This window comes from Mammaliicoccus sp. P-M59, assembly GCF_022386135.1.
GTDB lineage: Bacteria > Bacillota > Bacilli > Staphylococcales > Staphylococcaceae > Mammaliicoccus > Mammaliicoccus sciuri_A.
Genome location: NZ_JAJNJJ010000001.1, coordinates 481,306 through 495,002, shown reverse-complemented (window position 1 = coordinate 495,002; position 13,697 = coordinate 481,306). Strand labels below are relative to the sequence as shown.

10 protein-coding genes are annotated in these 13,697 nt (G+C 33.1%); 7 read left to right on the top strand and 3 right to left on the bottom strand.

What is annotated here, in order from left to right; translation table 11 throughout:
- Positions 1 to 10: 10 nt before the first annotated feature.
- Positions 11 to 631 carry an SCO family protein gene (locus tag LQ617_RS02395; RefSeq protein ID WP_191835537.1) on the top strand — a complete coding sequence of 207 codons (621 nt, stop codon included), beginning with the start codon at positions 11 to 13 and terminating at the stop codon, positions 629 to 631.
- 68 nt (positions 632 to 699) lie between these two features.
- Here LQ617_RS02395 and mscL read toward each other — a convergent pair whose 3' ends face one another.
- The gene (gene mscL / locus LQ617_RS02390; protein ID WP_025905918.1) at positions 700 to 1,059 is read right to left on the bottom strand and encodes a large conductance mechanosensitive channel protein MscL; all 360 of its coding nucleotides are present in this window, start codon (positions 1,057 to 1,059) and stop codon (positions 700 to 702) included.
- A 200-nt stretch (positions 1,060 to 1,259) separates the two neighbouring features.
- Between mscL and LQ617_RS02385 the strand changes: the two genes are divergently transcribed.
- The 3 genes from LQ617_RS02385 (at position 1,260) to menI (ending at position 6,451) form a co-directional block, all read left to right on the top strand.
- A complete protein-coding gene (locus tag LQ617_RS02385; protein ID WP_037587932.1) occupies positions 1,260 to 2,885 on the top strand; it encodes a glycine betaine uptake BCCT transporter in 1,626 nt (541 codons plus the stop codon).
- Between the two features lie 247 nt (positions 2,886 to 3,132).
- Positions 3,133 to 5,841 carry an aconitate hydratase AcnA gene (gene acnA / locus LQ617_RS02380; RefSeq protein WP_126477033.1) on the top strand — a complete coding sequence of 903 codons (2,709 nt, stop codon included), beginning with the start codon at positions 3,133 to 3,135 and terminating at the stop codon, positions 5,839 to 5,841.
- A gap of 163 nt (positions 5,842 to 6,004) precedes the next feature.
- Positions 6,005 to 6,451, top strand: a complete 447-nt coding sequence (gene menI, locus LQ617_RS02375) for a 1,4-dihydroxy-2-naphthoyl-CoA hydrolase MenI (protein WP_025905924.1) — start codon at positions 6,005 to 6,007, stop codon at positions 6,449 to 6,451.
- A gap of 53 nt (positions 6,452 to 6,504) precedes the next feature.
- Here menI and LQ617_RS02370 read toward each other — a convergent pair whose 3' ends face one another.
- Together LQ617_RS02370 and plsY are read right to left on the bottom strand one after the other, a co-directional pair.
- Complete coding sequence (locus tag LQ617_RS02370; RefSeq protein ID WP_025905926.1) at positions 6,505 to 6,804, bottom strand: HesB/YadR/YfhF family protein; 300 nt, start codon at positions 6,802 to 6,804, stop codon at positions 6,505 to 6,507.
- A gap of 13 nt (positions 6,805 to 6,817) precedes the next feature.
- The gene (gene plsY / locus LQ617_RS02365; protein ID WP_025905927.1) at positions 6,818 to 7,399 is read right to left on the bottom strand and encodes a glycerol-3-phosphate 1-O-acyltransferase PlsY; all 582 of its coding nucleotides are present in this window, start codon (positions 7,397 to 7,399) and stop codon (positions 6,818 to 6,820) included.
- A 201-nt stretch (positions 7,400 to 7,600) separates the two neighbouring features.
- Here plsY and parE point away from each other — a divergent pair, with 201 nt between their 5' ends.
- The 3 genes from parE (at position 7,601) to alsT (ending at position 13,665) form a co-directional block, all read left to right on the top strand.
- Positions 7,601 to 9,604, top strand: coding sequence for a DNA topoisomerase IV subunit B (gene parE / locus LQ617_RS02360; RefSeq protein WP_239739410.1), 2,004 nt, complete (start codon positions 7,601 to 7,603; stop codon positions 9,602 to 9,604).
- Positions 9,604 to 12,018 (top strand): DNA topoisomerase IV subunit A, encoded by a 2,415-nt coding sequence (parC, locus tag LQ617_RS02355; protein ID WP_239739409.1) that lies wholly within the window; start codon positions 9,604 to 9,606, stop codon positions 12,016 to 12,018. Before parE ends, parC begins: the two co-directional genes overlap by 1 nt.
- Positions 12,019 to 12,102: 84 nt before the next feature.
- Entirely contained in the window at positions 12,103 to 13,665 is a 1,563-nt protein-coding gene (gene alsT, locus LQ617_RS02350; RefSeq protein ID WP_037587940.1) for a glutamine transporter AlsT, read from the top strand.
- The last annotated feature ends 32 nt before the right edge of the window (positions 13,666 to 13,697 follow it).

Genomic DNA, 13,697 nt, shown 5'->3' with positions numbered 1-13,697 from the left:
GAGTGTTAGGATGAAAAAGGGAATATTTCTAATATTGGTTGCAAGTATGATGATGATAATGAGTGCATGTAGTAATAATGCGATTGAACCCGACAGTCAATTTGGCAATAAAATGCAGTCATTCAATGTAACTGATCAAGATGGTCATAAATTTTCACAAAAAGATATGAAAGGGAAAGTGTATATAGCTGATTTTATCTTTACGAATTGTGAAACAGTTTGTCCACCAATGACATATAATATGAGTACTGTTATTGATCAACTTGAAAAAGATGGCGTTAAAAATTATGGGGTATTAAGTTTTAGTGTAGATCCAGAAAATGATACACCGAAAAAACTTAAAGATTACGTTAAACAATATAATGTACCAGATAACAAATGGACGTTATTAACAAATTATGATTTTAAATTTATTAAACAATACGCACAAGATAACTTTAAATCAATCGTGGCGCCACCACCAAAAGGTAGTACACAAGTTACACATGGTACAAGTTTCTATTTAATAGATCAGAATGGAAAAATCATTAAATCATATAGCGGACAGGATGCTGGGGATAAAAAATTCCCTAAATCAGAAATTGTAGCTGATGTTAAAACATTAGTAGAAGAAGGTCCAGTTGAAGATTAATAAAGATATCAAAAAAACCATCGATTATTGAACAATCAATAATCGATGGTTTTTTAAATATGTAAAACTTACTTTTCGCGTAAAGCGTCGCGGATTTCTGTAAGTAATACAGTTTGTTCGTCAACTTCTTCTTCTTCTTCGCCTTTTTTCATAACAGTATTTGCAATTTTGATGAATACAAATAGTGCGAATGCGACGATTAAGAAGTCAATGATAGATTGGATGAATAGACCGTACTTGATACCCATTAATGACCATTTTTCAGCGAAGTCTACTTCTCCAAAAATTAATCCAATAAGTGGCATTATGACGTTCTCAACTAAAGATGTAACAATTTTGTTAAAGGCAGCACCAATAACAACGGCGATTGCTAAATCTAAAACGTTACCTTGCAAAGCAAAGTCTTTAAATTCTTTTAATAATGACATATTAAACACCTCCTTATCGAATTTTATCATACATGAATATGGCATAAAAAGAAATAGTCAATTTGATTTTAGGTGTAATATTTGTTAAAGTGTTGAATGTTGCTGTTTTCATATATCACTTATTTGAAAATATCACGAATAAAATAAGTTAAAACGGGAATACATATTTTAAAGTTTGTTATTTTGAAAGGAGAATTATAATGGCCAATATTCCAACGTATCCAAATGGAAGAAAAGTTTCAAATGTTTTTACAATTAGTGCCATAGTTGTTGCAATCATTGTTGCACTTGGTGTTATTTTTCCAACTCAGTTTGGTGAGATAACTGGTAATATCAGTGCATGGATTTCAAAATACTTTGGTTGGTATTACATGATTATTACAATTGGTATGGTATTTTTCTGTGTTTTCATTATATTTAGCCCAATTGGAAAGTTAAAATTAGGTAGACCACATGATAAACCAGAATTTAATACAATTTCTTGGTTTGCAATGTTATTCAGTGCTGGTATGGGTATCGGACTTGTATTCTACGGTGCAGCTGAACCAATGTCTCACTTTGTTTCACCACCGAATGCTGATCCAGAGACGAAAGCAGCGATGACTGAATCAATGCGTTCTACATTCTTACATTGGGGTTTCCATGCTTGGGCAATTTACGGAGTAGTTGCTTTAGCATTAGCATATTCTCAATTTAGAAAAGGTGAACCTGGTTTATTATCTAAAACATTAAGACCAATTTTAGGTGATAGAGTTGATGGTCCTATAGGTATCATTATTGATGTGTTATCAGTATTCGCAACTGTTGTAGGGGTTGCCGTATCATTAGGTATGGGTGCTTTACAGATCAATGGTGGATTAGAATATTTATTTGGAATCCCAAATAATATCGTTATACAAGGTATCATCATCGTTATTGTAACGATTTTATTCTTAATGAGTGCATGGAGTGGACTAAGTAAAGGTATCCAATATTTAAGTAACTTAAATATTGTTTTAGCTTCACTATTACTTATCGTCACTTTAATTATCGGTCCAACAATTTTAATTGCAAATATGTTTACATCATCAACAGGTGCGCTATTCGATTCATTCTTATTCAATAGTTTTGATGTAGCACCATTAAATCCTCAAAAGAGTGAATGGTTAAATTCATGGACACTTTATTATTGGGGTTGGTGGATGAGTTGGAGTCCATTCGTAGGTATATTCATTGCCCGCGTTTCTAGAGGACGTTCAATTCGTGAGTTTATTTTAGGTGTTATGCTTGTACCAACAATCATTAGCTTTATTTGGTTCAGCGTATTTGGCGTAACAGGTATTGAAGTAGGTAAGAAGACACCAGAAGTCTTCAAAATGACTACTGAAACTCAATTATTTGGTGTATTTAATGAATTACCAATGGGTGCGATTCTATCAATTATTGCATTAGCATTAATATGTACATTCTTTATAACTTCTGCAGACTCTGCTACATTCGTTCTAGGTATGCAGACAACTTATGGATCATTAGAACCATCAGGTAGAGTGAAGATTGTATGGGGTGTTGCACAATCACTTATTGCATTCGTGCTATTATTATCTGGTGGAGATACTGGATTAAATGCATTACAATCAGCAGCAATCATTTCAGCATTCCCGTTTAGTTTCATTATCATTATGATGATTGTCGCTTTCTATAAAGATGCAAACCAAGAAAGAAAATATCTTGGATTATCGATTACACCGAATAAGCATCGTATGAAAGAATATGTAGAAAAATCTAAACGAGAATATGAACAAGAATTAAAAGAACAACGTCGTTTAGCAAGAGAAATGGAAGATTAATAAGTTAAAGACTGAGACAAATTGATGTCTCAGTCTTTTTTTAAAATTATAGTTGATAATCATTATCAATTAATAACTAAAAATTATGTATATTTGAAAATACATAAGAAAAACTTATAGTATCCTATTATAAACTTGAATGGTAAATATATTCATTTTTAAGCGCAATGTATTGTTTTACTAAAGTATTGATTATACAATTGTATATGAAGCATTAACTTGCACAATTTTAAAGGGGGAACTAATAATGAGCTCAAGTTTAAAAGAACAATCTAAAAAATCTTTTGAATTGAACGGCAAAACATACACGTTTTATAGCTTAAAAACATTAGACGAATTAGGTTTATCTAATGTTGATAAACTACCTTATTCTATTCGTGTATTATTAGAATCAGTATTAAGACAATTTGACGGACGTGTCATAAAAGAAGAACATATTATGAATTTAGCAAAATGGGGTAAATCTAACGATGCTAATGCAGAAGTACCATTTAAACCATCACGTGTTATTCTACAAGACTTCACAGGTGTACCTGCAGTTGTAGACTTAGCTTCTTTACGTAAAGCGATGGATGATGTTGGTGGAGATGTTTCTAAAATCAACCCTGAAGTACCTGTTGATTTAGTTATTGACCACTCTGTACAAGTAGATAGCTATGCATTACCAAATTCATTAGAAATGAATATGAAATTAGAATTTGAACGTAATATCGAGCGTTACCAATTCTTAAACTGGGCAACAAAATCATTTGATAACTATCGTGCTGTACCACCAGCTACTGGTATTGTTCACCAAGTTAACTTGGAATACTTAGCAAGTGTTGTACACATTAGAGAGGAAGAAAATGAACTTGTAACTTACCCAGATACTTTAGTAGGTACTGACTCACATACAACAATGATCAACGGTATTGGTGTATTAGGTTGGGGTGTAGGTGGTATTGAAGCCGAAGCAGGTATGCTTGGTCAACCTTCATACTTCCCAGTTCCTGAAGTTATCGGTGTTAAATTAACAAACGAATTACCACAAGGTACAACAGCAACTGACTTAGCTTTACGTGTAACTGAAGAGTTACGTAAAAAAGGTGTTGTAGGTAAATTTGTTGAATTCTTTGGTCCTGGTGTAGAAAAATTACCATTAGCAGACAGAGCAACAATTGCTAATATGGCGCCTGAATATGGTGCTACATGTGGTTTCTTCCCAGTAGATGATGAATCATTAAGTTACTTACGTTTAACTGGACGTTCTGAAGAACAAGTTAATGTTGTAGAGAAATACTTAAAAGAAAACAACATGTTCTTCAATGCTGAAAATGTAGAACCAACATACACAGATGTTGTTAATCTAGATTTATCAACAGTTGAAGCATCATTATCTGGTCCTAAACGTCCACAAGATTTAATCAAATTAAGCGACATGAAAAAATCATTTGTTGAATCAGTGACTGCACCAGCAGGTAACCAAGGTCATGGTTTCGATAAATCAGAATTTGATAAATCTGTAGATATTGAATTACAAGATGGTACGAAGACTTCAATGAAGACTGGTGACATCGCAATTGCAGCCATTACTTCATGTACAAACACTTCTAACCCATATGTAATGTTAGGTGCAGGTTTAGTTGCGAAAAAAGCAATCGAAAAAGGCTTAAAAGTACCAGATTACGTTAAGACTTCATTAGCACCTGGTTCAAAAGTTGTTACAGGCTATTTACGTGACGCTGGATTACAAGAGTATTTAGATGATCTTGGATTCAACTTAGTTGGTTATGGTTGTACAACTTGTATCGGTAACTCAGGTCCATTATTACCTGAAATTGAAAAAGCGATTGCTGACGAAGATTTACTTGTTACTTCAGTATTATCTGGTAACCGTAACTTCGAAGGTCGTATTCATCCATTAGTTAAAGCGAACTACTTAGCATCACCACAATTAGTTGTTGCTTATGCATTAGCTGGTACTGTTGATATCGACTTACAAAATGATCCAATCGGTAAAGGATCTAATGGTGAAGATGTATTCTTAAAAGACATCTGGCCATCAATTGAAGAAGTTAGAGACACTGTATTATCAGTTGTTACACCTGAATTATTCAGAGAAGAATACAAAACAGTATTTGAATCTAATGAAGTTTGGAATCAAATTGAAACGACAGATCAACCATTATATGACTTTGATCCTAATTCAACATATATCCAAAACCCTACATTCTTCCAAGGTTTATCTAAAGAACCACAAGATATTCAACCTTTAAGTGATTTAAGAGTAATGGGTAAATTTGGTGACTCAGTTACAACTGACCATATTTCTCCTGCAGGTGCAATCGGTAAAGATACACCAGCTGGTAAATACTTGCAAGACCATGATGTAGCAATTAGAGACTTTAACTCATACGGTTCTCGTCGTGGTAACCATGAAGTTATGATGAGAGGTACTTTTGCGAACATTCGTATTAAGAACCAATTAGCACCTGGAACTGAAGGTGGATTCACAACTTACTGGCCAACAGAAGAAGTAATGCCTATCTTTGATGCTTCAATGAAATATCAAGAAAATGGTATTGGTTTATGTGTACTTGCTGGTAATGACTACGGAATGGGTTCTTCTCGTGACTGGGCAGCTAAAGGTACAAATCTTTTAGGTGTTAAAACAGTTATTGCTCAAAGTTACGAACGTATTCACCGTTCTAACCTAGTTATGATGGGTGTATTACCTTTACAATTCAAAAAAGGTGAATCAGCAGATAGCTTAGGTTTAACTGGTAGAGAAGCCATTTCAGTAGATATTCATGAAGGTGTTAAACCACGTGATATTCTTAAAGTAACTGCTACTAGCGAAGATGGTAAAGTTACAGAATTTGAAGCTTTAGCTAGATTCGACTCAGAAGTAGAAATTGACTACTACAGACACGGTGGTATTCTACAAATGGTATTAAGAAACAAATTAGCACAATAATATAAAGCTAATTCATATACGAGCAGTAGATATTCTTTGTAAATTGAATGTCTACTGCTTTTTATATGAAAATTAAATATATGTATTTAAAAGAATATAATCACAGGCGTAATTATATTTATGTTATGATTAGGTTAAGGAATTTAGAAAGAGGGATTGAATCATGATTTATAGTGAAACACCAATAGATGTTAGATATGCAGAGACGGATAAAATGGGCGTTGTTTATCACGCAAATTATGCGATTTGGTTCGAAGTAGCGAGAACAGATTACATTTATAAAGCGGGATTTAGTTACGCAGATATGGAGAATGCGGGGATTATATCTCCTGTAGTTGATTTGAATATTACTTATAAAAAGTCTATAACATACCCTGAAAAAGTTATCATTAAAACGTGGATTTCTCATTATTCACCTATAAGATCAATTTATTCTTATGAGATATTAAATGAACAACGAGAAGTTGTATCAACAGGATCAACAACGCATGTATGCTTGAAAAAAGGTTCAAACAGACCAATTAGATTAGATAAGAGTTTCCCTGAATGGCATAAAGCATATTTAAAAATTCATGAAGAAACTGAACAAGGTGTAGATCGTAAACTATAATAAATAAGCAGATGTGTTTCGCTAAATACACGAAATACATCTGCTTTTATAGTTTATCTTGAAGCTTTGACTTCATATTTAATTTCTCCATTATCATTTAAATCAATTACTAAGTCATTATCATCAAAGTACCATAAATCTTTTTCATCAATAAAAAATGGAATATCGTTTTTCTCGTCTTTAAAACCAACTTCAGAAGAACTTAATTCTTCTACAGTAAATGCGGGTGAGAAGCCTTGTTTTAACTGAAATTCACCGCCATAACGAACGAAAAATCGTAAGGCTTGATCATCATTGAATTCTAATTCGTCTTTAAACCATTCGATAGCTTTTTCAGTAATTTCTAGATTCATAGTGCATTCTCCTTTACATCCATTTGATTTTTGGTTCTTGTCCTTTGAATATTCTTACGATATTTGATTGGTGTCTGACGAGCAGTATAACCAATATTGCAATAGATACGATTAAGAAAGGTATATCACCAATGATAATTGCACCTATAAAACAACTTATACCCGCTACAATACTAGATAATGATACATATTTAGTTAAATATAGAATTACAAAGAATATAATAGCTAGTATAATTAATAGTATCGGATGTACACCTAGAACAGCACCTGCACTTGTTGCAACGGCTTTTCCACCTTTGAATTTCAAAAATATTGGAAATACATGTCCGACTACTGCACAAATACCTACAAATATGCTAGGAATATCTACATTAAACCATATTGGGAAGAAAACTACAATAAATCCTTTGAAGATATCTAAAAACATCACGATAAATCCAGCTTTTTTTCCTAATACTCTAAATGTATTTGTAGCACCTAGGTTGCCACTTCCAAATTGTCGAATATCTTTTTTATAAAATAACTTACCTAACACAAGGCCACTTGGGAAACATCCAACTAAGTAGCTAAGTATAATAACAACAAATGTCATTATTGAAACACTCCTTTGATAGCAGGTACTAATAGTTTACCATAACTGTATATCGGTTACTATTTAAAAATATGATATTGTCTGTACAATGTAAAGGGAAATTGTACCACAATTAGGGATAGGGCTTGCATTTTCTAGGGATTTATAACAAAATAACTATTGTAAAGTAAAAGAAACGAACGTACGTTTGTAGGAGGAGAAATATTGAATAAACAAGCAAAAGTTCAATATGGTGAAGATTCAATACAAGTACTCGAAGGTTTAGAAGCAGTAAGAAAAAGACCTGGTATGTACATTGGTTCAACAGATGTCCGCGGACTTCACCATTTAGTATATGAAATAGTAGATAACTCTGTTGATGAAATTTTAAATGGCTTCGGTACGGAAATCGAAGTAACAATTCATAAAGATAATAGTATTTCTGTTCATGATAACGGTAGGGGGATGCCTACAGGACTACATAAGACTGGTAAACCGACACCTGAAGTAATATTTACTGTCCTTCATGCCGGCGGTAAATTCGGTCAAGGTGGCTATAAAACATCTGGAGGACTACACGGTGTAGGTGCTTCAGTTGTTAATGCTTTGAGTGAATGGTTAGAAGTAACGATTTATAGAGAAGGTCATATTTATAAACAAAAGTTCAAAAACGGTGGTGTACCTGTTACAACATTAGAGAAAAAGGGGAAAACACGTAAAACGGGTACAACGGTTCATTTCAAACCAGATTCTAAAATATTTAAAGCTTCAACACATTTTAACTTTGAAACGTTATGTGAAAGACTTCAAGAATCAGCATTTTTACTGAAAGCACTTAAGATAAAAGTAACGGATTTAAGGGGAGAAGAACCTAGAGAAGTATTTTATCATTATGAAGATGGTATTAAAGAATTTGTAAATTATTTAAATGAAGGCAAAGACGTGTTACATGACGTTGCTATGTTTAGTGGCGAATCAAATGGAATTGAAGTAGATATTAGTTTTCAATTTAATGACCAATATTCTGAAACGATTCTAAGTTTCGTAAATAACGTCCGTACTAAAGACGGAGGTACACATGAAACTGCCTTAAAGACAGCATTTACTCGTGTATTTAATGAATATGCGCGTAAAATTGGTGAACTTAAACAAAAAGATAAAAATCTTGATGGTAGTGACATTCGTGAAGGTTTGACAGCTATAATTTCTGTAAGAATTCCAGAAGATTTATTACAGTTCGAAGGTCAAACTAAGTCTAAATTAGGTACAACAGAAGCACGTGCAGCTGTTGATTCCGTTATGTCAGATCAACTGCCTTTCTACCTAGAAGAGAAAGGTCAATTATCAAAGGCATTACTTAAAAAAGCGATTAAAGCATCTCAAGCACGTGAAGCAGCAAGAAAAGCACGTGAAGAAGCTAGAAATGGTAAGAAAAACAAACGTAAAGAAACTATATTATCTGGTAAATTAACGCCAGCACAAAGTAAAAATACAGAGAAAAACGAACTTTATTTAGTCGAAGGGGATTCTGCCGGAGGATCAGCTAAATTAGGGCGTGATCGTAAATTCCAAGCAATTTTACCGTTAAGAGGTAAAGTTATTAATACAGAAAAAGCTAAACTTGAAGATATCTTTAAAAATGAAGAAATCAATACGATTATTCATACAATAGGTGCAGGTGTTGGTGCAGACTTTAATATTGAAGATAGTAATTACAACAAAGTGATTATTATGACAGATGCCGATACAGATGGTGCACATATTCAAGTATTATTATTAACTTTCTTCTTCAAATATATGAGACCGCTATTAGAAGCAGGTAGAGTATATATTGCGTTACCACCTTTATATAAATTAGAAAAAGGTAAAGGTAAATCAAAACAAGTTGAATATGCATGGACTGATGAAGATTTAGAAGTATTAATGAAGAAAATTGGTAAAGGTTTCACACTTCAACGTTATAAAGGTTTAGGTGAAATGAATGCCGATCAACTATGGGAAACAACAATGGATCCTGAAACAAGAACGTTAATTCGAGTAAGTATTGATGATGAAGTACGTTCACAACGAAGAGTGACTACATTAATGGGTGACAAAGTTGAACCACGTAGAGAATGGATTGAAAGACACGTTCAATTTGGTATGCAAGAAGATCAAAGTATACTTGAAAGTGATGACATTCAAGTACTTGATGATGAAGTAGAAACATTAGAGGAGGAAGTTAAATAATGGTTGAACAAATTCAAAACCTTCCTTTAGAAGATGTAATTGGAGATAGATTCGGTAGATATAGTAAATATATCATTCAAGATCGTGCACTACCTGATGTACGAGATGGATTAAAACCTGTACAACGTAGAATATTATTTGCGATGTATAAAGACGGTAATACGTATGACAGAAACTTTAGAAAAAGTGCTAAAACGGTTGGTAACGTAATCGGTAATTATCATCCACATGGTGATTCTTCTGTATACGATGCAATGGTTCGTATGAGTCAAGATTGGAAATTGAGACACGTACTAATAGAAATGCATGGTAATAACGGTAGTATTGATAATGACCCTCCTGCAGCAATGCGTTATACTGAGGCAAAATTAAGTAAATTAGCTGAAGTGTTATTACAAGATATTGATAAAGAAACAGTTGAACATGTACAAAACTTTGATGATACTGCGATGGAGCCGATGGTATTACCAGCTAGGTATCCTAACTTATTAGTCAATGGAGCTACAGGTATTTCTGCTGGTTATGCAACTGATATTCCACCGCATAATCTAGGAGAAGTCATTGATGCGACATTAAAGCTTATCGATAAGCCAAGTACATCTGTAGATGAATTAATTGAACATATAAAAGGACCAGATTTCCCAACAGGCGGTATTATTCAAGGGTTAGATGGCATTAAGAAAGCCTATAAAACAGGTAAAGGTAAAATCGTTGTTAGAAGTAAAGTAGAAATAGAAAAAATTAGAGGCGGAAGAGAACAAATCGTCGTAACTGAAGTACCATTTGAAGTTAACAAAGGTACGCTAGTTAAGAAAATTGATGAACTTAGAGCTGATAAGAAAATTGAAGGTATTGTAGAAGTTCGTGATGAAACAGATAGAGAAGGTTTACGAATTGCGATTGAACTTAAGAAAGATATTAATAGTGAAGGTGTTCTGAATTACCTTTATAAGAATACAGACTTACAAGTGCTTTATCATTTTAATATGGTAGCAATAAATAATAGAAGACCTGAATTATTAGGCCTTAAACAAATTCTTGAAAGTTATATTGAACATCAAAAAGAAGTCGTAACAAGACGTTCTCAATATGAATTAGCTCAAGCACAAAAACGTATGCACATCGTTGAAGGTTTAATTAAAGCATTGTCTATTTTAGACGAAGTTATTGAAACGATTAGAGCTTCTAAAAACAAACGTGATGCGAAAGAAAATTTAATTGCGAAATATGAATTTACTGAAGAACAAGCTGAAGCAATCGTAATGTTACAACTTTATAGATTAACAAATACAGATATTGTTTCATTAGAAAATGAATTTGATGAACTTAAACAAACTATCGAACGCTTAAAAGATATTTTACAAAATGAAAAATCATTATTTAAAGTGATTAAAAATGAGCTTAGAGCAGTTCGAAAAGAATTTGCAGATGAACGTTTAACTGAAATCGAAGAAAAAATTGAAGAAATAAAAATTGAAAAAGAAATTTTAGTTCCAAGTGAAGAAACTATCGTTTCTGTTACGCATGATGGATACATTAAACGTACTTCTAATAGAAGTTATATCGCAAGTGGTGTTGAAGAAGTAGGACTTAAAGACGGCGACTACTTATTAATGCACGAAAAAATGAATACGCAAGATACTTTAATTGTATTCACAAATAAAGGTAATTACTTATTTATACCTGTACATGAAATTGTGGACTTAAAGTGGAAAGATCTTGGTAAACATATTTCACAAATGATTCCAATTGATGATGACGAACGTGTTATTTCTGTTAATAAAGAAACTGATTTCAAACCATCGTCTAATTATATTATCGCAACGAAAAACGGCATGATCAAAAAGTCTACAAATGATAAATTTAAAGCTAGCAGAATTACAAAACCACTCGTTGCCATTAAACTTAAAGGTGACGATGAAGTTGTGTCCGTACTGAAAATAGTAAATGATGAACTTATAACAGTGATTACTGAAAAAGGTATGAGCTTAACTTATGATACGGATGAATTATCCGACATTGGTTTGAAAGCAGCTGGTGTTAAATCTATCAACTTGAAAGATAATGATAAAGTTGTGATGACAGATAAATTACCAAATGATCAATCTGTCTTTATTGTGACAGATCGTGGTTCAGTTAAAAGAATGAAAGCAGAACAATTTGTACCTGCTAAAAGATCTCAACGCGGCTTAATGATCTTGAAAGAACTAAAATCAAAAGCGCATAGAATTGTATTTGCTAGAACCGTTTCAGAGGATGAAACATGCGTTATTATTTCAGAAAAAGATCAAGTCAAAGTGAATACTAAAGACTTTAACTTTAGTGAACGTTATACAAATGGTCGATTTGTTGTTGACGAGAATGACTTTGGTCAAGTTATTGATGCATATTTTGAAGAAAAAGCTATAGATTAAAAAAATATAGTCATAATGAATGGCACATGGTAAAATCATGATAGCAATTTATTATGACTATATTATTAGAATTGAGGGATTTATTTGAAAGATTTTGATAGTTATATCCCAGATTGGTTTCATAATTTTGTCCAATGGGGTAATGATTTAATTTGGACTCAAAACTTAATTTTCCTATTACTATTAGCTGGTGTATTCTTTACAATAAGTTCTAGAGTAGTACAACTTAGATGGCTACCAGAAATGTTTAGAGTCATTTTCGAAAAACCTGAAACGTTAGAAGATGGAAGAAAAGGTATATCTTCTTTCCAAGCATTTGCTATAAGTGCTGCTTCTCGTGTTGGTACTGGTAATATCGCAGGTGTTGCAACAGCGATTGTACTAGGTGGCCCAGGTGCAGTATTTTGGATGTGGGTTATTGCATTCATTGGTGCAGCAAGTGCATTCTTTGAAGCAACATTAGCACAAGTATATAAAGTTAAAGATAAAGAAGGTGGGTTCCGTGGTGGACCAGCTTATTACATAGAACGTGGTTTAGGTCAGAAATGGCTTGGTGTTGTGTTTGCAATACTTATAACTGTAACGTTTGCATTTGTATTTAACACAGTTCAATCTAATACGATTGCAGCTTCTTTAAATGAACAATATGAATTTTCAAATGTGATAACTGGAGTTATCTTGGCTATTATTACAGCATTAGTTATTTTTGGTGGTGTAAGAAGTATCGCAACAGTATCTTCATTTATCGTGCCAATTATGGCAGTTGGATATATTGGTTTAGTTGGTTATATCTTATTTATGAATGCTGATCAAATTTGGCCAATGATTCAAAATATCGTAAGAAGTGCATTTGGTTTACATCCTGCATTTGGTGGGGCAATGGGATTTGCAATTATGCAAGGTATTAAACGTGGCTTATTCTCTAACGAAGCTGGTATGGGTTCTGCAGCAAACGCAGCAGCAACAGCAGCCGTAAGTCACCCAGTTAAACAAGGTTTAATCCAAGCGTTAGGTGTATTCTTTGATACTATGATTATCTGTTCAGCAACAGCAATCATGTTATTACTTTATACTGACTTACAATTTGGAGCAGATGCGCCTCAAGGTGTGGCTGTAACGCAACAAGCACTTACAACACATGTAGGTGAATTCGGTGGTATATTCTTAACATTAGCTGTATTTATGTTCGCATTCTCTTCAATTATTGGTAACTATTACTACGGTCAATCAAATATTGAATACTTAACAAAAAATAAAATCGTAATGTTTATCTTTAGAGCATTAGTAGTAGCTATGGTCTTTGTAGGATCAGTTGTACAAGTACAAACAGTATGGGATACAGCAGACTTATTTATGGGATTAATGGCAATCATCAATATCGTAGCACTATTCGGACTTGCAACAGTTGTATTTGAAGTTGCTAAAGATTATCGTGCACAAAGAAAGCGTAAGTTAAACCCAGTATTTAAAATTGAAAACTTAAAAGTTAACTATAATAATATCGAAGCATGGGGCGATAACCCTTATACAACATTAAACAAAAAAGAAACAACAGAACAATCATCAGAAGTAAATACAAAGTATGAAGAACCTAAACAAGATACTTTTGACATTATTAAAGATGATGATAAAGATGAAGATAAATAATATAAGAAAAACGCCATGGGCACGAGCCCATG

Coding starts and splice junctions, on each gene's coding strand:
- LQ617_RS02395 (WP_191835537.1), top strand. CDS start 11: ATGAAAAAGGGAATATTTCTAATATTGGTTGCAAGTATGATGATGATA.
- mscL (WP_025905918.1), bottom strand. CDS start 1,059: ATGTCATTATTAAAAGAATTTAAAGACTTTGCTTTGCAAGGTAACGTT.
- LQ617_RS02385 (WP_037587932.1), top strand. CDS start 1,260: ATGGCCAATATTCCAACGTATCCAAATGGAAGAAAAGTTTCAAATGTT.
- acnA (WP_126477033.1), top strand. CDS start 3,133: ATGAGCTCAAGTTTAAAAGAACAATCTAAAAAATCTTTTGAATTGAAC.
- menI (WP_025905924.1), top strand. CDS start 6,005: ATGATTTATAGTGAAACACCAATAGATGTTAGATATGCAGAGACGGAT.
- LQ617_RS02370 (WP_025905926.1), bottom strand. CDS start 6,804: ATGAATCTAGAAATTACTGAAAAAGCTATCGAATGGTTTAAAGACGAA.
- parC (WP_239739409.1), top strand. CDS start 9,604: ATGGTTGAACAAATTCAAAACCTTCCTTTAGAAGATGTAATTGGAGAT.